General features: G+C 72.4%; 17 protein-coding genes and 1 riboswitch. Of the genes, 8 read left to right on the forward strand and 9 right to left on the reverse strand.

What is annotated here, in order from left to right:
- Positions 1-2 precede the first annotated feature (2 nt).
- Together ACQP10_RS18235 and ACQP10_RS18240 are read left to right on the forward strand one after the other, a co-directional pair.
- Positions 3-563 carry a hypothetical protein gene (locus tag ACQP10_RS18235; RefSeq protein WP_346021534.1) on the forward strand — a complete coding sequence of 187 codons (561 nt, stop codon included), beginning with the start codon at positions 3-5 and terminating at the stop codon, positions 561-563.
- 12 nt (positions 564-575) lie between these two features.
- Positions 576-746: a hypothetical protein gene (locus tag ACQP10_RS18240; RefSeq protein ID WP_433541782.1), complete on the forward strand. Its 171-nt coding sequence runs from the start codon at positions 576-578 to the stop codon at positions 744-746.
- 805 nt (positions 747-1,551) lie between these two features.
- On the opposite strand, the gene ACQP10_RS18245 is transcribed toward ACQP10_RS18240, so the two are convergent.
- Positions 1,552-2,988, reverse strand: coding sequence for an MFS transporter (locus tag ACQP10_RS18245; protein ID WP_399500745.1), 1,437 nt, complete (start codon positions 2,986-2,988; stop codon positions 1,552-1,554).
- 89 nt (positions 2,989-3,077) lie between these two features.
- On the opposite strand from ACQP10_RS18245, the gene ACQP10_RS18250 reads away from it, so the two are divergent.
- The 3 genes from ACQP10_RS18250 (at position 3,078) to ACQP10_RS18260 (ending at position 8,150) form a co-directional block, all read left to right on the forward strand.
- On the forward strand, positions 3,078-3,647 hold the full coding sequence (locus tag ACQP10_RS18250) for a TetR/AcrR family transcriptional regulator (protein ID WP_346021532.1): 570 nt from the start codon (positions 3,078-3,080) through the stop codon (positions 3,645-3,647).
- 568 nt (positions 3,648-4,215) lie between these two features.
- A complete protein-coding gene (locus ACQP10_RS18255; protein WP_433541783.1) occupies positions 4,216-4,545 on the forward strand; it encodes a trypco2 family protein in 330 nt (109 codons plus the stop codon).
- A gap of 62 nt (positions 4,546-4,607) precedes the next feature.
- Positions 4,608-8,150, forward strand: coding sequence for a tetratricopeptide repeat protein (locus ACQP10_RS18260; protein ID WP_433541784.1), 3,543 nt, complete (start codon positions 4,608-4,610; stop codon positions 8,148-8,150).
- A 66-nt stretch (positions 8,151-8,216) separates the two neighbouring features.
- On the opposite strand, the gene ACQP10_RS18265 is transcribed toward ACQP10_RS18260, so the two are convergent.
- Genes ACQP10_RS18265 through ACQP10_RS18275 form a run of 3 tightly spaced genes read right to left on the reverse strand, consistent with a single transcriptional unit; the run spans position 8,217 to position 11,515 of the window.
- Positions 8,217-8,711: a helix-turn-helix domain-containing protein gene (locus tag ACQP10_RS18265; protein WP_433541915.1), complete on the reverse strand. Its 495-nt coding sequence runs from the start codon at positions 8,709-8,711 to the stop codon at positions 8,217-8,219.
- Positions 8,609-8,830 (reverse strand): recombinase family protein, encoded by a 222-nt coding sequence (locus ACQP10_RS18270; RefSeq protein WP_390001978.1) that lies wholly within the window; start codon positions 8,828-8,830, stop codon positions 8,609-8,611. The genes ACQP10_RS18265 and ACQP10_RS18270 overlap by 103 nt, the downstream gene beginning before the upstream one ends.
- Positions 8,831-8,842: 12 nt before the next feature.
- On the reverse strand, positions 8,843-11,515 hold the full coding sequence (locus ACQP10_RS18275) for a tetratricopeptide repeat protein (protein ID WP_433541785.1): 2,673 nt from the start codon (positions 11,513-11,515) through the stop codon (positions 8,843-8,845).
- A 166-nt stretch (positions 11,516-11,681) separates the two neighbouring features.
- On the opposite strand from ACQP10_RS18275, the gene ACQP10_RS18280 reads away from it, so the two are divergent.
- Both ACQP10_RS18280 and ACQP10_RS18285 read left to right on the forward strand, forming a co-directional pair.
- The gene (locus ACQP10_RS18280; RefSeq protein WP_433541786.1) at positions 11,682-12,146 is read left to right on the forward strand and encodes a hypothetical protein; all 465 of its coding nucleotides are present in this window, start codon (positions 11,682-11,684) and stop codon (positions 12,144-12,146) included.
- A gap of 63 nt (positions 12,147-12,209) precedes the next feature.
- A complete protein-coding gene (locus tag ACQP10_RS18285) occupies positions 12,210-12,950 on the forward strand; it encodes an ABC transporter permease (RefSeq protein ID WP_390001984.1) in 741 nt (246 codons plus the stop codon).
- A 70-nt stretch (positions 12,951-13,020) separates the two neighbouring features.
- Here ACQP10_RS18285 and efeB read toward each other — a convergent pair whose 3' ends face one another.
- From efeB to ACQP10_RS18305, 4 genes are all read right to left on the reverse strand, one after another.
- Positions 13,021-14,277, reverse strand: a complete 1,257-nt coding sequence (gene efeB / locus ACQP10_RS18290) for an iron uptake transporter deferrochelatase/peroxidase subunit (protein ID WP_346021525.1) — start codon at positions 14,275-14,277, stop codon at positions 13,021-13,023.
- Between the two features lie 39 nt (positions 14,278-14,316).
- Positions 14,317-15,456, reverse strand: a complete 1,140-nt coding sequence (gene efeO / locus ACQP10_RS18295) for an iron uptake system protein EfeO (protein WP_346021524.1) — start codon at positions 15,454-15,456, stop codon at positions 14,317-14,319.
- Between the two features lie 11 nt (positions 15,457-15,467).
- Positions 15,468-16,292 (reverse strand): iron uptake transporter permease EfeU, encoded by an 825-nt coding sequence (gene efeU, locus ACQP10_RS18300; protein ID WP_346021523.1) that lies wholly within the window; start codon positions 16,290-16,292, stop codon positions 15,468-15,470.
- 263 nt (positions 16,293-16,555) lie between these two features.
- Positions 16,556-17,827, reverse strand: coding sequence for an MFS transporter (locus ACQP10_RS18305; RefSeq protein ID WP_433541787.1), 1,272 nt, complete (start codon positions 17,825-17,827; stop codon positions 16,556-16,558).
- Between the two features lie 129 nt (positions 17,828-17,956).
- On the opposite strand from ACQP10_RS18305, the gene ACQP10_RS18310 reads away from it, so the two are divergent.
- On the forward strand, positions 17,957-18,928 hold the full coding sequence (locus ACQP10_RS18310; protein ID WP_346021521.1) for an ArsR/SmtB family transcription factor: 972 nt from the start codon (positions 17,957-17,959) through the stop codon (positions 18,926-18,928).
- A 27-nt stretch (positions 18,929-18,955) separates the two neighbouring features.
- On the opposite strand, the gene ACQP10_RS18315 is transcribed toward ACQP10_RS18310, so the two are convergent.
- Entirely contained in the window at positions 18,956-19,309 is a 354-nt protein-coding gene (locus ACQP10_RS18315) for a hypothetical protein (RefSeq protein WP_433541788.1), read from the reverse strand.
- Between the two features lie 1,075 nt (positions 19,310-20,384).
- Positions 20,385-20,532: riboswitch (cyclic di-AMP (ydaO/yuaA leader) on the forward strand.
- The last annotated feature ends 3 nt before the right edge of the window (positions 20,533-20,535 follow it).

A 20,535-nucleotide genomic window follows, 5' to 3' on the forward strand; every position in this document is an offset into this window, starting at 1 on the left:
CCATGGCCGACCACGACTACGGTTACACGAAGTGGGGCAAGGACTGGGTCCGGTTCGCCGAGTCGCTGCGCCAGACCCGTCCCGATCCCCAGCTGCCGAGTGCGCGGCGCATGGCGCGCGACGGGAAGGTGCAGATCACGTTCGACGGCCGGACCGTGCGCGCCGTCGTGCACCGAGGCCGCGGCACCTCGGTGGTCACGATCGAGGTCGCGCCGATGTCCGCGGGGGCGACGGCCGGGATCTCCCGTCAGCTGAGCGGCATCCAGCCCCTGCTCACCGACGATCTGTACCGCGCGATCGCCGACGCGGGTCATCCGCCTGCGCCGGTCCTCGACAGCGTCGACTGCTCCTGCCCGGCCGCCACCCCGCGGTGCGTCCATGAGCTGGCCGTCTACTACGACATGGCGCGGCGCATCGACGACGATCCCCGCATCGCTCTCGACGTGCAGGGCTTCTTCCGCGCTTCGGCGGGCGGCGGCCAAGCACCCGCCGAAGCGACAGCGCAGCGCTGGATCGCGCTCAACTCCCTTGATCCGGCCGTCTACTTCACGGCGGCCGAGTGACCGGGGGTCGGGGTGATCCGGACTCCCGCGGTCCGCGTCTGGTGGGAGAAGGACACGCTGGCCGGGCTGCGCGCCGAGGGTGTTCCCGAGGAGGGCGTCGACACCCTGGTGAAGGGGCTGCGGGAGGTGGATCCGCGAGGCCTCGACCGGATCCGCGCCACTGCGATCGCCTACGACCACTGACCCGACTTAGGACTTACTCGTCTAGAGCTGGACGCCTGGCCGTGGTGCAGGAGGGCGAGCCAGGCCGGGTCATGGGCGGTGGCGATGTAGTCGGCGAGCTCCTCCGGCGGAAGCGCCGTACACCCCACGTAGGGGCGGGCGTATCTGCCTCCACATGCCTCATGCACACCCCACATGCGCCTCCTACGCTGGCATGTCAGCACGCTGGAATGCCGGCGTGCCGGCGTGGAGCCCCGGGCCGCAGGCAACCTGGCGGCCGCTCCAGGCGTCCTACGTCCGTTTTCGGCCCTCCGCTCCCGAACGTGTCCCCAGCCGCCAACTAGCGCCGACCACTCAGAATCTTGATTCTGTCCGCTTTCTGAAGTGGCATGGCCGCAGGTCAGCGCAGGGGTCATGTTCTCTGAGCGGATTCGGCCACATCTCAGCATCACCTTCCCGCCGCCGAAATCCCAGCCTCCGCGCCGTTCGGAACACGCCCCTGGCCTGCAACGATCGGCCTACTTCGGGTCTGGGGACGCCTTCGGGAGGAAGCCGGCACGGTGCTCTGTCTCTGGCACGAGGCGGATGCGTCGTCCGCCGTGTGCGGTGGGGAGATGCACGCCCGGTGGGCTGACGGCGCGTCCGCGGCGCGGGGGTCCGGGGGCGGTGGAGCCCACAGGGCGCCAGGGACCAGCCGTTCTTCCCCAGGGAGGACGGCCGGAGAGGCTGCGGCTTTCGAGTGGGGTCAGGCGGTGGAGGCTCGGACGTTTCTTAACGGCACCCCATGACCGGCGGCTCGCTCGCCGCTGCGAATGACCCAGCAGACCTACGCCGAGCGGCTCAAGACGTGGGCCGACTGGGAGGAGCTGTCAGCGACTGCTTGACCTCCTGACTGTTCGGCCTGGACGTCCCTCGGCGTCCGGGCCGCGGTCAGCCACAGGCCGGTGAACACGGCGCAGGCCAGCGTCACGGCACCCGCCGCGAGGAAGGCGCTGCTGAGGCCGGACTCGAAGGAGGCGCCGCTGGACTCCCGCGTGTGGACGATCGCCCCGAGCACCGCCACGCCGAGCACCGCGCCGATCTGCCGGGTGGTGCTGCTGACGCCCGAGGCGAGGCCGCCCTCCTGCGGGCTGACCGCCTGGATCGCGGCCCCGGTCAGCGGCGACATGGTGAGAGCGAACCCGATGCCGACGACCGCCAGCCGCCACCACACGTTCCCATAGCCGGTATCGGCGTGGACGAAGCCCAGCGCCAGCAGCCCCAGCCCGGCCAGCGCCAGGCCGATGCTGACGACGACGCGGAAGCCGTACCTGGCCGCGAGCCGGCCCGCGTACAGGCTGACGATCACCATGGCCAGCGAGGTGGGCAGGGTCCGCAGCCCGGCGACCAGGATCGAAGTGCCCTGGACGTAGACGAAGAACTGGGAGAAGAAGAACGACGACCCCATCAGCGCGAACCCGACCACGACCATCGCCGTGTTGGACACCGTGAACAGCCGCTGACGAAACAGCCGCAGCGGCAGCATCGGCGTCGGCACCCGGCCCTCGACCACCACGAACGCGGCCAGGAGTACCAGTCCGGCGGCGAAGCCGCCCAGGATCACCGGCGAGGTCCAGCCTCGGGAACCGCCCTCGATCAGGCCGTAGGTCACAGCGCCCACGCCCGCGGCGGACAGGACCGTGCCGGGGACGTCGATGGGCGGCGCGCTCGGGTTGCGGGACTCCCCCAGCACGCGCAGCCCGGCCAGCAGCAGGACCGCCCCGATGGGCACGTTGACCAGGAAGATGGCGGGCCAGCCGAAGGACTCCACCAGGATCCCGCCCGCCAGCGGTCCGGCGGCCAGGCCGATGCCGCTGAACCCGGCCCACAACCCGATCGCTCTGACGCGCTCCCTCGGGGCGGGATACGCGGCGGCGAGCAGCGCCAGTGAGGCGGGGCTCAACGCCGCGGCGCCGACGCCCTGCAACACTCGCCCGGCGATCAGCCAGCCGATCGAGGGCGCGAGCGAACACACCACCGACGCGGCCGTGAACACCACCACCCCGGCCAGGAACACCCGCCTGCGGCCGAACCGGTCGGCGAAGACGCCGCCCGACAGCAACAGCATGGCCACCACCAGCACGTAGGCGTCGACGATCCACTGCAGGCCGGTCAGCCCGGTGTGGAGCCGCTGCTGCATGTCGGGCAGGGCGGCGCCGACGATCGTGTTGTCGAGCAGCACCATGAACTGACCTGCGCAGGTCAGGGTGAGTAACGCTCTCACGTGCATCTCTCCTAAAAGCAGTTAGTGACTGCGTTAACGTAGACCCTCTCAGGCGCTAACGCAAGTCCCAACTGCGTTAAGGTGGACGCATGGATGAGCAGGGGCGGGTCAAGCGGCCCGGCGGGCGCAGCGCCCGGGTCCGCGCGGCAGTGCATCAAGCCGTTACCGAGCTGGTCAGGGAGCGCGGCTACGGACATTTCACGGTCGGCGACATCGCGGCCCGCGCGGGCGTGGCCGACACCAGCCTCTACCGCCGGTGGGGGAACCTCCAGGCCCTGCTCAGCGATGTGCTGCTGACCCGGCTCAACGCGCAGTCGCCGATGCCTGACACCGGCAGCCTGGCCGGCGACCTGCGGACCCACGCCGCCAACGTGGCCCGCGAGGTCACCGGCCCCGACGGTCTGGCGCTGGTGCGGCTGACGCTCGCGCTGTCAGGCGAGGGTCAGCAGGGCCTTCAGGCGCGCGACGAGCTTCTGGCCGACCGCACCAGCCAGCTGCAGGCCGTGCTCGACCGCGCCCGCGACCGCGGCGAGGACCCGCCTGACGTACTGGAGGTGCTGGACCATCTCCTGGCGCCGATCTACATGCGCGTCCTGTTCGGCGCGGGCCCGCTCACCCCTGACTACCTCGACGGGTTGGTCGACCGGTTGCTCGCCTGATCCAGTCCGTCGCGCTGTGGAAGGGGAGCAGACCAAGTACGTCGGAAAGGGTTGATAGGGCTGGTCAGGCGGTGGGGGCGGAAGTCGGGGTTTCCGCTGTGGATGGCCGTGCCCGGTGTGGGGCCGGATTGGCTCCCGCAGCGGTCTGGCTGCGCTGACCCGGTCAGACGCCGTCCCGGAAACCGGACAGAGCGTTCATTCTGTCCGGTAGAGCTCCCCCGACCTAATGCACTGACCTGAGGGAACGTCTCCCTGGCCTTCGGTACAGCTGCCGTGGCGGCCAATGCATTCAAGGTCAGCGCAGGCGCGGCGATGGCGAAGCCGCTCCAGGATCCGGTCAGGTACACGGCGCGACCAGAGCAGCCTTGTTCACCGTCGGCGCCCTGGGTCGGCGGTGAATGGGAAAGAGCCCGTACCAGTCCGGGGGCCGGCGGCGGATCGGCGGTGATCCGCGGAAACCATCAGCGTCGGCGGGACGTCTGCTTTACGGTGAGTGATCCCATGATGCGTCCCGGAGCCGATGCCGTACCGGGGCGCGCGGGCAGGCGTGTGGTGCTGAGGAGGCGTGGTGGAGATCGAGCTGGCGGACGCGGTCGAGGCGGTCCGGGACGAGTTGCTGGCGGCCGCGGTGCGCGGCGCGGACAGTGAGATCGCCTTCACCGTGGGGCCGATCGAGCTGGAGTTCACCGTGGAGCTGAAGGTGGACGCCAAGGCCAAGGGCGGGTTCAAGGCGTGGGTCGTCACCGCCGACGCCGAGACCGGCGTCGCCCGGGGCCGCACGCACAAGGTCAAAGTCACCCTGACGCCCAGGCACCGCGACGGCGCCGACCTGCTGATCAGGGGCGGGTCCGGCCCCGGTGACGGGCCGGGTGAGGTGACGGGGCACCTGGGCCGCTGACCTCAGGGGGCCGGTGCGGCCAGGCCACGGCGTACGGCGGGCGACAGGGAAGGCGGAAGGGCATGCAGGTGCGGCGGGTCGTCGGCGTCACCCGTCCCGGCGGGCGGGGATCGGGGTATGTGGTCGCACCGCGTCTGGCGCTGGCCTCGGCGCACGTGACCGGCCCGGCCGGCACCGCCGTGCGGGTATTCCACCCCGGGCGGGCCGGGTCCTACGGCGGTGCGGTGGTGTGGGCCGGTACACCCGGCGGCCGCGACGACGCCGCGCTGGTGGCCGTCGACGACCCGGCCTGGGAGCCGCCCGCGGGCGGGGTGGTGCGGTGGGGCCGCACCGTCACCTACCGGCCCGGTATCCGGTGTGAGAGCTGGGGCCTGCCCTCCTTCGCCCAGCGCGGGGACCGTCCGGCGGAGCTGTGGCAGCCCGCCGGGACGCTGAACCCGGGCGACCGCTACGTCGGCGACCGGTACGTGATGACCCCGGACGGCCACCCGCCCGAAGCTGCCGGGGACGGTGCCTCGCCGTGGGAGGGCATGTCCGGGGCCGCGCTGGCGTGCGGCGACCTGCTGGCCGGGGTCATCACCGCCGACCCGGTCCACCTGGCGCACGCGCGGCTGGAGGCGGTGCCGGCCTACGTGTTGTTGGCGAACCCGACCTTCCGGCGGGTGCTGGCCGCGCACACCGGCCGGGCCGATCAGGTGCTGGAGCCGATCGAGTACCAGCACCTGGCCGAACCCGCCGAACCCGCCGGAGCGCAGGCGGCCTCTCCGGCGGCGCTGCTGCAGCCGCACCGGCAGGTGGTGCCCTTCCACGGCCGCGAGGAGATCCTCACCCGCCTGCACGCCTGGGCACAGCGGCCGGGGTTCGGCGCCTGCCTGGTGCACGCCGCCGGTGGGCAGGGCAAGACCCGGCTGGCCCGGCACCTGGCCGGCCGGCTGGCCGGTGGGGGGTGGGCGGTGGTGTGGCTGGACGCCCGGATAACGGCTGCGGACCTGGGCGCGGTCAAGGACGCCGCCACGCCGTTGCTCGTCGTCGTCGACTACGCCGAAGCCCGTACCGAGCAGGTCGGTGCGCTGCTGGAGGCCTGCGCCCGCCACGACGGCGCCTCGCCGATCAAGATACTGCTGCTGGCTCGCACCGCCGGCTCCTGGTGGCAGGCGCTGCCGGAGACCTCCCGGGACGCCGAGCAACTGCTGGACAGCGCCGTGGTGATTAACCTGCCGGCGCTGGAGCCGGACGCCGACTCCCGGGTCGGGGCCTACCGGCAGGCCGCAGCCGCGTTCGCCGGCGCGCTGGCGGCGCTGCCCGGCCGGCAGGGCCACCCGTGGGCGCGGCTGGCCGCCACCCTGCCCGGCCCCGCACGGCGCGACGAGCTGGGCAACGCGCTGACCCTGCACATGACCGCGCTGGCCGACCTGCTCGACCGCGCCGCCCCCGCACCGGACGAACCCGGCACACTCGGCAGCGATGAGGGCGCGGAGGGTGCCGAGGGGGTGGAGGATCGGCTGCTGGTCCACGAGCGCCGCTACTGGCGCACCACCGCCACCGGGCGCGGCCTGCACCCGGCGTTGAGCATGGAGACCCTCACCGACGCGCTGGCCGCCGCGGTCGGCTGGGGCGCCGCCACCGGCCCCGAAGTCGACGCGCTGATGCAGCGGGTGCCGGGGCTGGCCGACCAGCCCGCCGACCGCCGCTCCGGGGTGCGCGCCTGGATCGGCGGCCTGTACCCGTCGGCCACCGAGCTGCCCTGGGGCCAGCTGCAGCCCGACCGGCTCGCCGAGCGCTTCCTCGGCCGCCATCTAGAGAACAACGCCGACCTGGCCGACCGGCTCACCCCGGCCGCGAGCCCAGCCCAGGCCACCCGGCTGCTGACGGTCTACGCCCGCGCCGCCGCCCACCCCGTCTTCACCCACCGTCTGGATGAGGCCCTGACCGACCTGTGCGTGCGGCACGCCGAGGTCCTGGCCGTCCCGGCGATCCAGGTCGCCACCCAGGTCGAAGTCCCCCAGCCGCTGCTGGACGCCCTGCACCGGTTGTTGTCCGACCCCGGCATCGACGCCGAGACTCTGTGGCGTTGGCACGACCAGCTTCCGCTGGCAAGCCATGCCCTGGCCGATTGGGTCGCCCAGCTGACCGCACGCCTGGCGGACCACTCCCGTCACCACGCCGACCTTCCCGCTCTGGTCATGAGCCTGAGCAACCTTTCGGTCCGGCTGGCGGCCCTGGGACGCCGTGGGGAAGCGCTGGAGCCTGCCGCCGAAGCCGCTCGGATCTGCCGTCGGCTGGCCGAGGCGCATCCTGACGCCTTCCTGCCCGACCTCGCCGTGATTTTGAACAACCTCTCCAACCGCCTGGCGGAGCTGGGTCGGCGGGAGGAGGCGCTGGAGGTGATCACCGAAGCCGCCACCATTCGCCGTCGCCTGGCCGTGGCCCGCCCCGACGCCTTCCTGCCCGACCTCGCCCTGAGTCTGAACAACCTCTCCATCCGGTTGGCGGACCTGGGACGGCGGGAGGAGGCGCTGGAGGCTGTCGCCGAAGCCGTTCAGATCTATCGGCGTCTGGCCGGGGCCCGCCCCGACGCCTTCCTGTTCGATCTCTCCGCAAGCCTGAACAATCTCTCCAATCGGTTGGCGGACCTGGGACGGCGGGAGGAGGCGCTGGAGGCCATCACCGAAGCCGTCGCCATCCGCCGTCGCCTGGCCGAGGCGCGCCCCGACGCCTTCCTGCCCGACCTCGCCGGAAGCCTGAACAACCTCTCCAACCAGTTGGCGGAGCTGGGACGGCACGAGGAGGTACTGAAACCGGTCACCGAGGCCGTCCGGATCTACCGCCGTCTGGCCGTGGCCCGCCCCGACGCCTTCCTGCCCAACCTCGCCCTGAGTCTGAACAACCTCTCGGTCCGGCTGGCGGAACTGGGGCGGCGGGAGGAGGCGCTGGAGGTGATCGCCGAAGCCGTGGCCATCCGCCGTCGCCTGGCCGAGGCGCGTCCCGACGCCTTCCTGACTGACCTCGCCGGAAGCCTGAACAACCTCTCCAATCGGCTGGCGGAGCTGGGCCGCCACGAAGACGCGCTGGAGGTGATCGCCGAAGCCGTGGCCATCCGCCGTCGCCTGGCCGAGGCGCGCCCCGACGCCTTCCTACCCGACCTCGCCATGAGTCTGAGCGACTTCTCCAACCAGTTGTCGGACCTGGGACGGCATGAGGAGGCGCTGGATCGCGTCACCGAGGCCGCCCGGATCTATCACCGCCTGGCCGAGGTCCGCCCCGAGGTCTTCCTGCCGGGCCTGGCCATGAGCCTGAACAACCTCTCCAACCGGCTGGGTGACCTGGGGCGGAGGGAGGAGGCGCTGGAGGCCATCACCGAAGCCGTCACCATCTTCCACCACCTGGCCGCGACATACCCCGGGACCTTCCTGCCCCGCCTGGCCATGAGCCTGAACAACCTCTCCAACCGGCTGGGTGACCTGGGGCGGAGGGAGGAGGCGCTGGAGGCCATCACCGAAGCCGTCACCATCATTCGCCACCTGGCGAAGACTCACCCCTCTGTCTACCAGGAAAACTTGGAACAATTCTTGAGGACCATGGAACGGCTGCGCAGCGGCGCTTGACGGGAAGCGCACATCGACATGTCGCCGTCGATGATCCGCTGTAGGCCCTCGGCTGATCCTGTGGGGTCATGAGCCGTCGTCTTCCAGGGCCCGATACAGCGTGGAGCGTCCCACGCCGAGGGCTTCGGCGATCGTGGTGACGGACTGGCCGCGGGCCCGCCGGGCGCGGGCGGCGGCCAGGACGTCGTCGCTGACCGCTGGGGGCCGGCCGCCTTTGCGGCCATGGGCGGCCGCGGCGGCCAGGCCGTCAAGGATGCGTTCGCGGATCAGGTCGCGTTCCATCTCCGCGGCCATGGCCGCGACCATGAAGAGCATCTTGTCGGCGACCGTCTGCCCGCCGGGCCGGTGGAGGCTGGCGCAGATGCCGCTCAGGATCTCCAGGTTGATGCCGCGCGGGGCGAGCTCATCTTCGAGGAAGACCAGCAGCTCCTTCACGCTTCGGGCGATCCGGCCGGGCTTTAGATGACCAGGGTGTCGCCGGCGCGCATCCGCGTCACGGTCGCGGCCGGCTCGGGCCGGTCCTTTCGGGTGCTGGCGGTCTCCTCGACGGCCTCGCGGCAGTGCACGACTGCGAGGGCCTCCATCTGCAGCAGGTGGTCCTGGGCGCGAGTGGAGACACGGGCATAGCCGATCCGGATCGCGTTGGACGGCGCGGCGGCCGTGCGGGTGAGGGCGGTCACCTCGCCACCGTTTCAGAGACGCTCCTCAGCCTCCTTCGTCCACCGGGCAAGGCCGGCCCGGGCGGCTAGCGTGTCTGGATGCTTCGGACCCATTACCCGCTCGAACACCGGGAGTAACACCTCGTACTGGTCCCGGGCACCGGCCGCATCCCCCGTTTCCCCCGTCACAGCCGCGAGGTTGGCCCGGGCGGTCAGTGTGCCCGGACGCTCCGGACCCAGCACCCGCTCAAGTACCGGCACCAGAGCTGCGTACCGATTCCGGGCACCGGCCATGTCCCCCGCCTTTCCCGTCCAGAACGCCAGGCCGGCCCGGGCCATCAGCGTGCCCGGATGCTTTGGACCCAGTACCCGTTCGAATACCGGCAGCAACGCCGCGAGTTGGTCCCGGGCACCTGCCGCGTCCCCCGCATTGCCCGTCCAGGACGCCAGATTGCCCCGGGCCGTCAACGTCTCCGGATGCTCCGGGCCCAGTACCCGTTCGAATACCGGCAGCAGCGCCGTGAGTTGGTCCCGGGCACCTGCCGCGTCCCCCGCATTGCCCGTCCAGGACGCCAGATTGGCTCGGGCCGCCAGCGTGTCCGGATGCTCCGGGCCCACTACCCGTTCGAACACCGGCAGCAGCGCCGTGAGTTGGTCCCGGGCACCTGCCGCATTCCCCATCTGCCCCGTCCAGGACGCCAGATTGGCTCGGGCCGCCAGCGTCTCCGGATGCTCCGGACCCAGTACCCGCTCGGCGACTGGTACCAGGGCCGCGTATCGATCCCGGGCACCGGCCGCATCCCCCGCCTCCTCCGTCGCAGCTACGAGGTGGATCTGGACGATCAGCGTTCCGGGATGCTTCGGACCCGCTACCCGTTCGAATACCGGCAGCAGCGCCGTGAGTTGGTCCCGGGCACCTGCCGCATTTCCCGCCCTCCCCGTAAAGAACGCCAGGTTGGCCTGGGCGCCCAGCGTCTTCGGGTGTTCAGGTCCGAGGGCGTGGTTCAGCGCGATGTAGCGGCGGTGTTGCAGGGTCCGGGCGGTGCGGTAGTCGCCGCTGGCGTGCAGGTAGCGGAGGACCGCATCCATGGCGTCGGAGCCGGCGTCCAGGACGGCCTGGGCATGCGGCAGCAGCCGGGCGTAGGCAGACCAGGAGGAGATGTGCTCGGGGCCGTCGGGCAGTGCGGCCTGCAGCAGGCCGGCGGCGACGGCGCGGGCAGCAGTACGGACGTCATCGGGCAGGGTGGCCAGGGTGACGGCCTGGACCAGGCGGTGGACGCTCACCGCCCGCCCGTCCCGCGACCGGTTGATCATGCTGTAGGAAGCCAGTACGCCCAGTGCGTCGGCGATGGCGGCCGCGTCGGCGTCCTCGAATCCGGTCAGCGCTTCACACGGCAGGTCGTCGGGGGCGTAGCAGGCCAGTATCCGCAACAGCCGCATCGCCCGCGGGTCGATCCGCTCGATCCGTGCGCACGTCACCTGCCAGACCCGGGTGACGACCCGGTCGGTCGCCGTGTCGTGCCGTGGGTCGGCGCTCAGTGCCCGCGCCGGGGTGGTGCGCAGCAGGTCCAGGTAGGCGGTCGGATCCATGCCGGGGGTGGCGGCGATGTAGGCGCCGGCCTGCTTGAGGGCCAGCGGCAGCTCCCCCAGCTCCGCTGCCAGCTCCTCAGCCGTCGCCCGGTCGACCGGGGTCTCGGCGCCGATCATCTCCAGCAGCAGCTCCACCGCCTCGGCCCGCGGCAGCACCTCCAGCCGCAGCACCTCGCCGACGTCGCGCCAGCCGACGGCGCGGCGGCTGGTGACCAGCACGTGCCCGCTGCGCAGGCGGCCAAGGTAAGGCTGCAGGTCCTCGGTGTCCTCGGCATTGTCGAAGATCACCAGCCAGTCGTCATGGGCGGCCAGCCAGGCCAGCGCCCAGGCCTCGGCCTCCTCGGCCGGCGCCTGGGCCGCGGAGCCGGAGGCCACGCCCGCGCACAATGCGCGGCACAGCCCGGCCAGCCCGGCCCGGATACGCTCCGGAGTGTCGGCGGCGATCCACCACACCAGCCGATAGGCGTCCCGGTGCCGATGGGCGTACTGCAGGGCCAGCTCGCTCTTGCCGATCCCGCCCAGCCCGACCACCGCCTGGGTGATCACCCCGGGGCCGGAGCGCAGCGCCGCCTCCAGATGCTCCAGTTGCTCTGCCCGGCCGACGAACACTCCCGCCGGGCGGCGCGGCAGCCCGGTCAGTCCGGCCACCGGCACCTCCACCGCGTTCACGGGCGGCAGCGGCGGGCGCGCCTCGGCGGTCGTCGTGGTGACCGTGGTTCCGTCACCGGTGATGAGCATCCCGGCGGTGAGGTCACCGGCGACGGCCACCGCCCGATCTCCACCGGCCACGGCGCCGCCCGGGCCGGTCACCGTACCGCCGGAGACCTGCCCGACGACCATGCCGCCCGACATCGCCCCGCCCACCACCGGCGACCCCGGCCCCGAGGAGGGGACGGAAGGCACGGCGGGCGCATCAGAAGGCGGCGGGGCCTGTTGACGCAGCTGGGCCAGCAAACCTACTCCGGCCACCGCCAGGCCCGCGATGCCGACGAACAGGCTCAGCACGCTGGCCCGCTTGTCCAGCACGTCCAGCACCGCATCGGGCAGGTGCAGCGGATCGGCGAAGAACCCCACCAGCCCGGCGGCCAGCGCCGGCACCGACACGGTCACGACCACGGCCGTCACCACCCGGCGTCGGCGATGCCGAACCGATGCCGGCGGTGCGCTCGGGGGCTGCGGGGAGGGAGATGTCGACACCCTTCCAAGATTGCCGTTTGCGGCCGACAGCGCGCCAAGGTGTCACGAACCCGTTACTGGCATCGTCACCTAGCCGGCATCGCTCGTGGCCAACCGGGACGAACCCGTCCCCACCTCGCCTGGTACGAATCCCGCGCAGACCACCACTGGCGAAGGCCTGCGGCTTGCCCGGATCGGCCCGGTCCTCGCCCTGGCCCTGATCGGCTCGGTGCTGCTCAGCGTCGGCCTGTTCGCCGGCGCGCTGTGGGCCTTGGGCTTTCCCGTGCTCGCTCCGGTCGGCCAGAGCGGTATCCCGCTGGCCCGGCTACCGGATCTGCTGAAACTGTCCTTCGCCGTGGTCGCCGACATCGGTGGTGTTGTCGCCCTGGTCGTCGCTTACCGTCGGCAGAAGGTCGCCGAGGCTGCCGAGTACCGTCAGCAGGCCGCAGAGCTGCGCGCTGATGAGATCCACCAACGTGAGGCGACGGCCGGCTTAGCCGATGACGCTCCCATTTGGCGGCCGGCCGGGCCAGGACCTTGGCTGCGGGCGATGGCGGCCGCCCTGCCATGAGATGAAGGGCGGCAATCGAGAGTTCGCGTGATCGAGCCGGTTCGCGGCGGGACACTACCGGCTGTGCGTTCCTCATCTCTGATCACCATGACCTCCGCCCTGCCCGTGGCTCTGGCGGCCCTGGTCGCCGTGGGATCCCTCGTGGCGTGGCTGGGCCGCCTCGGCCACGGGCGGGCGGTGCTGACCGCCTGCCTGCGGGCGGCCGTGCAACTCGGCGCCGTCTCCCTCCTGATCACCTGGGTGATCGGCTATTCCGCGGCCACCGCCGGGTTCATCCTGCTCATGTACGGCGTCGCCGCCCTCACCGCCGGCCGGCGCATCACGCCGAGCCGATCGGCCTGGTGGGCGGCGGTGCCGGTCGCCGCGGGCACCGCGCCGGTGCTCGCCCTGCTGGCCGCCACCGGAGTGGTCGCCATGGACGCGATCGTGGTGATCCCCATCGCGGGCATACTGCTGGGCGGCTGTATGACCGCCACCTCGCTGGCCGGCCGACGGGCCGTCGACGAGCTCAAGCAGCGCAGGGGCGAGGTGGAGGCGGCGCTCGCGCTGGGCCTCCCGCCGAGGGACGCGGCGCTGGAGATCTGCCGCCCGGCGGCGAACCAGGCTCTGATGCCCGCCCTGGACCAGACCAGGACCGTGGGGCTGGTCACGCTGCCCGGCGCCTTCGTGGGGATGCTGCTCGGCGGAGCCAGCCCGATCCAGGCCGGGATCGTGCAGCTCGTGGTGCTGGTGGCCCTGCTGGCCGCCGAGGCGATCGCCATCCTGGTCACGACCGACATGGTCGCGCGCGGATACTTCGCGTGAGACGATCCGGGCGAGCGCCGGCTCCGGCCGGAGCCGGCGCTCGCCCGGTGCGCGAAGCGGTCGCCGCCGGTCAGCCGAACAGCGAGCGTCCCCAGTAGTCGCCCGCGTCCTGGACTCCCGGCGGGCAGGCGAACAGGCCGCTGGAGACGTGCTGGATGTACTCGTTCAGCAGATCGTTCTTCGCCAGGCCCATCTGGATCGGCACGAACTGCTTGCGCACGTCCCGCTGGTAGGCGATGAAGAACAGCCCCGCGTCCAGCCGCCCGAGCCCGTCGGAGCCGTCGACGTAGTTGTAGCCCCGCCGCAGCAGGTGAGCGTTGCCGTGCGAGCTGGGGTGCGCCAGCCGTACGTGGGACCTCTCCGCGATGTACGGCTGGCCGTCCGGCCGCCGGGCCGCGAAGTCCGCCGCGTCGAACTCCTGCTTCTTGCCCAGCGGGGCGCCCTCGCCCTTGTCCCGCCCGAAGATGTCCTCCTGCTCCCGCAGCGAGGCACGGTCCCAGGTCTCGATGTTCATGCGGATCTTCCTGGTCACCAGGTAGCTGCCGCCCGCCATCCACGCACTGCCGTCCTGCTCCGCCGCCCAGAGCTGGTCGCGCAGCAGTTCGGTGTCCTCCAGCTTCATGTTGGCGGTGCCGTCCTTGAACCCCATCAGGTTGCGCGGAGTCGCCTGGGCCCGCGAGGTGGATGAGGTCCGGCCGAAGCCGAGCTGCGACCAGCGTACGGAGACCCGGCCGAAGCCGATCCTGGCCAGGTTGCGGATGGCGTGCACGGCGACCTGCGGATCGTGGGCGCAGGCCTGCACGCAGATGTCACCGCCCGAGATCTCCGGGATGAGCCGCTCACCCGGGAACTTCGGCAGGTCGGCCAGCGCGGCGGGCCGTTGCGCCGCCAGACCGAAGCGGTCGTCGAACAGCGTCGGGCCGAACCCGATCGTCAGCGTCAGGCCCGAGGCCGGCAGTCCCAGCGCCTCGCCCGTGTCGTCCGGCGCCGCCTCGGGGTCGCCGCCGGCCGCGCCGAAGGAACCGGCCTCCTTGCCCTGCGTGAGCCGGGCGGCCGCGGCCGTCCACTCCTGCAGCAGCGACACCAGTTCCGCCTTCTTCGTGGTGGTCACGTCGAAGGAGACGAAGTGCAGCCGGTCCTGGGCGGGCGTGACGATGCCCGCCTGGTGTGGGCCGTAGAACGGGAAGGGGTCGGAGGGAGAGGGGGCGTGCGCGGTCGTCGGCTGCTGCGGCGCCGAGCGGGTCGCGAGAGCGCCGGCGCCCGCCGCCGCCGCGAGCCCGGCCGCGCCGAGGCCGAACACCGTCCGGCGGCTGATCCGCTCGCTCATGACATCACTTCTCTTCTCCTGGGACTTCTTCTCCTCGCGCTACTTCGCCACGATCGGCGCGATCCTGCTGATCGGCTCGGCCAGCGCGTTGATGGCATCGGAAAGGGCCTTCAGCTCCGCCTTGGACAGCTCGTTGTGCAGTCGCCAGCCGTCGCCCTTCCGGTGTGCGCCCAGCGTGGTCTCGGCCGCCGTGAACTTCTCGTCCAGCGTCTTGACCAGGTCGGGGGCGCGCTCCTCCAGCACCGGGCGCAGCGACTGGACGGCCGCCTTGGAGCCCTGCAGGTTGGCGTCGAAGTCCCACAGGTCGGTGTGCGACCAGATGTCCTCCTCGCCGGTGATCTTACCGGTGGCGACCTCGTCGAGCAGTCCCTTGGCGCCGTTGGCCAGGTTGAGCGGGGTGAGCTGGGCGGTGCCGGCCTTGGCGACGATGGTCTTGACGTCGGCGAGCAGCTTGTCCGCGATGGGCCCGTCCTTGCTGATGTCCTTGCCGACCCACAGGTCCTTCTCGATCCTGTGATAGCCGGTCCACTCCTCGCCTTCGGCCAGGTCGGCCTCGCGGGCGTCGATGGCCGGGTCGAGGTCGCCGAAGATCTCCGCGACCGGCTCGATGCGCTCCCAGTACGTCCGCGAGACCGGGTAGAGCTCCTTCGCCTTGCCGATGTCGCCGGCCTTGACCGCGTCCACGAACTCCTGCGTCTTGACCAGCAGCGTGTCGCTCTGGCTCTCGATGTAGCGCTTGTAGCTCTTCGTCGCCTCGGCGAGCTTGGCGTCGGCGTCGAGCGGCGTGTGCTCGCCGGTCACCTTCAGCGCGTTGCGGATGCCCTTGCCGACCATGCCGGGCTTGCAGGCCGTCTCATAGGTGCCGGCCGGCAGCTCGGCGATGAGTTCGCGGGTCAGGCCGGGCACGATGTTCTCCATCTCGGCCATCACCCGGTCGCCGGGCGCGTACACGTAGAACTCGGTGACCTTGCTGCCGCCGTTGGTGATGGCGAAGGTGCTGGTTCCCGCGGCGATCTCGGAGACGGCCACCTTGCACTCGGTGTCGGTGGCGGCGACGGTGACCTTTCCCGGCGACTTCCGCTCCGCGGCGGAGCCGTCGGAGGCGGGGGTCTCGGTCGCGCAGGCCGTGAGCGTGGCCAGAGCGAGCACGCCGAGGGTGAGACGGGCGATGGTGGACATGACGCTCCTGTTCAGGCCGCGGGTGCGGGGGTGAACTGCGCACGCGCGGGGCGCAGGAAGAGGATGAGGACCGGGATCAGGTAGGCGGCCCAGGCGATGACCTCCAGGACCGTCGGCTGGGGGGTGATGTTCAACATCCCCGACAGCAGCGCGCCGTACCAGGAGTCGGCGGGCAGCGCGGCGCTGAGGTCGAAGGCCGGGGTGCCCAGTCCGGGCAGGATGGCCGCTTCCTGCAGGTCGTGCACGCCGTACTTGAAGATGCCCGCCGCGACGAGGATGAGCAGCAGGCCCGTCCAGGTGAAGAACTTGGTGAGATTGATCTTGATGGCCGACTTGTACAGGCCGTAGCCGATCGCGACCGAGGTGAGCACGCCGAGGCTGATGCCGATCAGCGGCTGGGCGGTGGTGGTGGCGCCCTGGGCGGAGGCGAAGAACAGCAGCGCCGTCTCCAGGCCCTCGCGCGCCACGGCCAGGAAGGCCATGACGACGACGGCGGTCGAGCCCAGTTCGAGGGCGTCACTGAGCTTCCCGCGCAGCTCCTTCGACAGCGCGCGGGCGGCTCTGCGCATCCAGAAGATCATCCACGTGACGAAGACGACCGCCAGCAGCGAGGCGACCGCGTCGAAGAGCTCCTGGCCCGTATGGCCGAGATTGGCCGAGGTGAAGGTCAGCACCGCCCCGAAACCGACGGACAACGCCACCGCTGCGAGCACACCGGCCCACACCGAAGGGAGCCGGTCTCTCCGCTCGCTTTTGACCAGGAAGGCGACCAGCACGGAGACGACGAGCGCCCCCTCCAGCCCTTCGCGCAAGCCGATGAGATAGCTGGCGAACACTGTGGCTCCAAGACAGTTAGGAAGGCTTACCTGATTGGGTTGCGCGGCGGGCTGCTCGGACCGTTCGTCGCGGGGGATGCGGAGGATGCGGCGAGCACGGCAGGCTCCTCAGGTGACCGTGGGAAGCGAGCCCCGCATCCAAGCTCTTTTACACGATAAAAGTTAGCATAGGCTCACCTAATGAATAAGGTGGGTGGCCCCCGAACCCCACCGGGGCGGCTCGAACTTTCCGTGGCCACGGGGTGGCCGCCGAGGGGACGGCCTCAGCCGGCGTCGTGTGGTCGCGCCGGCTGCTCCCCCGCCGGGAGGTCGCGCAGCGCCCGCAGCGGCGAGCACACGATCGGCAGGCAGCTTATCGCCAGCACGCCCACCCCTGCCCACAGGGCCGCCCGCACCCCTGCCAGCTCGCCGACCAGGCCGGACACCCCGGCGCCGATCGCCAGCGCCCCGGTCAGCAGGAAACGCATCGTCGCCCCGACCCGGCCCAGCAGCCGGTCCGGGGTGACCCGCTGCCGGTAGCTCACCTTGATCACGTTGCTGACGCCGACCTTGACGGTGAGCACCGTCCACGCGGCTCCGGCCGCCCACAACCCGGTGCCGCCGTCCAGCATCGGCACCAGCGGCAGGAAGGGCACGATCCCGACGCTCGTCAGCAGGATCAGCCGCCCCTCCCCCAGCCGCCGGCCCAACCGGCGCGCGGCGGCCGAGCCGAGGAGGGAACCGGCCCCGCCCACGCCGAGGAACGCGCCGAGCCACAGCGGGGACAGTCCCGGCTCCCGGACGAACAGCACGGGCAGCATCGTCTGGACGACCTGGATGCCCAGGTTCGTCAGCGCGCCCTCGGCGGTGAAGGCCCGCAGGATCGGATGACGCGCCACCAGGCGGACCCCTTCGGCGATGTCACGGCCCAGGCTCGCCCCCGCCGGGTGGGGCCGCGGCTCGGGGCGGCGGATGGAGCGCAGGCACAGCGCCGACCACAGGAAGCTCAGCGCGTCCACGGCGATCGCCACCGGGGCCGACAGCAGCTCCACCAGCAGACCGCCGACGCCCCGGCCGGCGAGCTGGTTGGCCGCGTCCATGCTGACCAGCGCGGTGTTGGCGGCCGTCAGTCGTCCGGGCCCGACCAGGTGCGGCAGGTAGCTCTGGTCGGCGACGTCGAAGAACACCGTGGCCACCCCGCACAGCAGTGCCACCGCGTACAGCTGGGTCAGGGTCAGCGCCCCCGCCCACCAGGCGAGCGGCACCGATCCCAGCAGTACGGCCCGCGCCAGGTCGGCCGTCACCATCACCGGCCGCCGCCGTACCCGGTCCACCCAGGCCCCCGCGGGCAGACCGATCAGCAGGAACGCCAGCGTGCTCGCCGTCGCGAGCGTCCCGACCTCCGCGGGACCCGCTCCGAGCGCCGTCACCGCCGCCAGCGGCAGCGCCAGCTGCCCGACCGAGGTGCCCAGCCTGCTGGCGGCCGCCGCGGCGAACAGCCGCCGGAAGCCGGGATCGGCGAACACCGGGCCGCCATGTGTCGTCACAGTCGTCATGCGCCGAACCCTGCCGCCGCCCGGCGGCCCGCTCCATCGATTCGCGCTGGAGCGAATCGGCCGGCGCACGGTACCGTTCCGGCTGCGGCGCAGAGCCGCCGGGGCGCGGGTGGAGAGGAACGGTACGGCGTGCTGCGGCTGGAGTTCGGGCTGGCCGACCTGGCCTGCACGCGGTTCGCGTTCTCACCCCTGTGGGAGGTGGTGGCGAGCACACGGGTGCTCAGGAGTCCCGGCGAGCACCCGCTGCACCGCCCCTGGGTCTCGGCCGTCACGCCGAGGCTGCGGGCTGCGGGCGTCGACTGGGGCGTGCTCGCCGAGCTGGTGCCGGTGCCCACCCGGGTGATCCCGGCGTTCGTCTGCCCGCCGCCGGTCACCACCGCGCCCGGCTTGGATCTGGAGCTGGCCACCATGCGCGCCACCCCGCCCGAGCGGGTCCGCGCCGACCTCGCCGGAATGGACGGTCCCCGACTGGCCGCCTTGCGTGAGGACCCCGCGCGCGGGCTGGCGGAGCTGTCGGAGGTGATCCGCGCCTACTGGGACGTGGCGCTGGCGCCGTACTGGCCGGGCATCCGCACCCTGCTCGACGGCGACATCCTGCACCGGGCCCGGCTGCTGGCGGAGGGGGGCGTGGAACGGCTGCTCAACGACCTGGACCCGACCGTCCGGTGGGAGGACGACGCCCTGCTCGTCGGGCACCGGCACGTGTCGGGCGGGCGGAGGCTGGGCGGGCGGGGGCTGCTGCTGGTGCCCTCGGTCTTCATCTGGCCCCGGGTCTTCTCGGTCACCGTCCCGCCGTGGCAGCCCACGCTGCGTTACTCGCCGCGCGGGATCGCCACGCTGTGGGAGCGCCGCCGGACCGAGGTGCCCGAGGCGTTGGCGGCCGTGCTCGGCCGCTCCCGGGCGATGCTGCTGGGCGAGCTGGCCGCCCCGGCCTCGACCACCGAGTTGAGCCGGCGCACCGGTATGTCCATGGCCGGGGTGTCGCGGCACCTGACCGCTCTGCGCGCGGCGGGGCTGACCGGCGCGCACCGGTCGGGCAGGTTCGTGCTCTACGCGCGTACCGAGGCGGCCGAGACCCTCCTCTCCGGGCAGCCGCGCTGAGCCGATGCCCTCACGACCGTCCCCGGGTCAGGGGAGGCCGTTGCGCCCGCGGTAGTCGTTCCACGCCCGGACGCAGAAGTCGTGGCGCCAGTCGTCCTCCCGGAAGTTACGGCAGGCGTAGGCGGCGTCGAACCGGAGGCCCACGCCGCCGGGGCCGCCATGGCCGCCGGGACCGGCGGGACCGGCGGGGGCGTCACGACCGTCGCGGGCCGATGCGCCGGGGGCGCCGGGGGCGCCGCCGTCGGCCCGGTCCCGCGGCCCGGCCCCGGAGCCGGGCGACCCCGGACCGTGCCCGTGGTCGTGGCCGTGCGGGGTGCGGGGGGTGCGCGGCGGGTTCGGGAGGTCCCGCGTCTCCCGGTGGCCCGGCCCTGCGCCCTCCACCCGCGGTCCCGCGACGCCCTCGGTCCCCGGCCCCGTTCCCGCTCTCCCCCGCGCGGCGGCCTCCGGCGTACGGCGTGCCGCGGCGTGCCGCCGCTCCCCCGCCGGGCGCGGCCGTCCAGCGCCTCCGCCGCGCCCGCCCGGGGCCGTACGAGACGGGGCTTCAGCTCGCGGACGACCATGACCCTGCCGGGTGCGGAGGACGGCGTGCGGGCGGCCCGTGGCGGGTGGACGACCGCCGTGCCGCGCGGGGCGAGCGACGGCGCGGGCGCCTGGGCCGCCATGACGGAGGGCCGGTCGGCCACCGGGGACCAGCCGGAGGACCAGACGCCGAGCCCGGCGGCCACCAGGAAGGCGCCGATCAGCGCGGGGCGCAGCATCCGGTCGCGCCGGGGACGCGGACCCGTCCAGGAACGCGGCGGCTCCTCGCGCGGGGAGCGCGACCTGGCCGAGGTGGCGATGCCGGCGTCCACCAGCGACCCGTGCACGAAGGGGTCCCCGGGGTTCTGCGCCGGGCCGTCGTACCGGGCCGCGGGGCGGACCGGCGGACGGGCCGGGGACGCGGCGGGTCCGGACGAGGTGTCCGGGGGCCCGCCGTACGGCCTGCGACCGCGGGGACCCGCACCGGGTCCGCGCCCGCGGGCCGGATCGTGGTCATCCTGCATCTCGCCTCCCCGTCGCCGGAACCGATCCGCCCTCCAGCCTGCCGAACATCACCGCCCGTACGCGTCAGGTAACGGCGTGCTCTTACGGAGCTGTTACCAAGGGGACACCACGAATCCCCATAGACCGGACGTCATGGACGGGGTCGCCGTCGGCGGCGACCACCCGGGAGCCCGGCCGCCACGGCGGGCGGCCCGGTCTCCGGCCGGTCCGCGCGGTGAGGCGTCAAGTTTTTACCATGGGCCCGGATCCCCGGCGGCCACGGCGGTCCGGAGCCCGCGGAAACCCCGGCGCATCCCGCTCCACCCCAGGTCACTTGCCCTTTCCGTGGGGCGGCGCATACCTTTGGTCATCGCGGCCCGAGAGCCGCTTCATTGACCGGACCCGACGCCGTCCTGTGGCGATACCCGCCGACGGCGTACGGACGCCGAATCCGCGCCTTCTCAGCGGAACCGGGGACCCACCTTTCCGGGGTGAATCGGACGCCCTCCATCAGCGCGCCCGTAGGGCACTTCCAGGCCCGAACCCGTCAGCTAACCCGGTAGGCGACATGGAAGCAAGGAGTC

This window comes from Streptosporangium sandarakinum, assembly GCF_050942225.1.
In the GTDB taxonomy this organism is placed as follows: Bacteria; Actinomycetota; Actinomycetes; order Streptosporangiales; family Streptosporangiaceae; genus Streptosporangium; species Streptosporangium nondiastaticum.

What these genes read in the sequence shown, in the direction of transcription:
- ACQP10_RS18235 (WP_346021534.1), top strand. Translation starts at nt 3, where the DNA reads ATGGCCGACCACGACTACGGTTACACGAAGTGGGGCAAGGACTGGGTC.
- ACQP10_RS18250 (WP_346021532.1), top strand. Translation starts at nt 3,078, where the DNA reads ATGGATGAGCAGGGGCGGGTCAAGCGGCCCGGCGGGCGCAGCGCCCGG.
- ACQP10_RS18260 (WP_433541784.1), top strand. Translation starts at nt 4,608, where the DNA reads ATGCAGGTGCGGCGGGTCGTCGGCGTCACCCGTCCCGGCGGGCGGGGA.
- efeB (WP_346021525.1), bottom strand. Translation starts at nt 14,277, where the DNA reads ATGAGCGAGCGGATCAGCCGCCGGACGGTGTTCGGCCTCGGCGCGGCC.
- efeO (WP_346021524.1), bottom strand. Translation starts at nt 15,456, where the DNA reads ATGTCCACCATCGCCCGTCTCACCCTCGGCGTGCTCGCTCTGGCCACG.
- ACQP10_RS18305 (WP_433541787.1), bottom strand. Translation starts at nt 17,827, where the DNA reads ATGACGACTGTGACGACACATGGCGGCCCGGTGTTCGCCGATCCCGGC.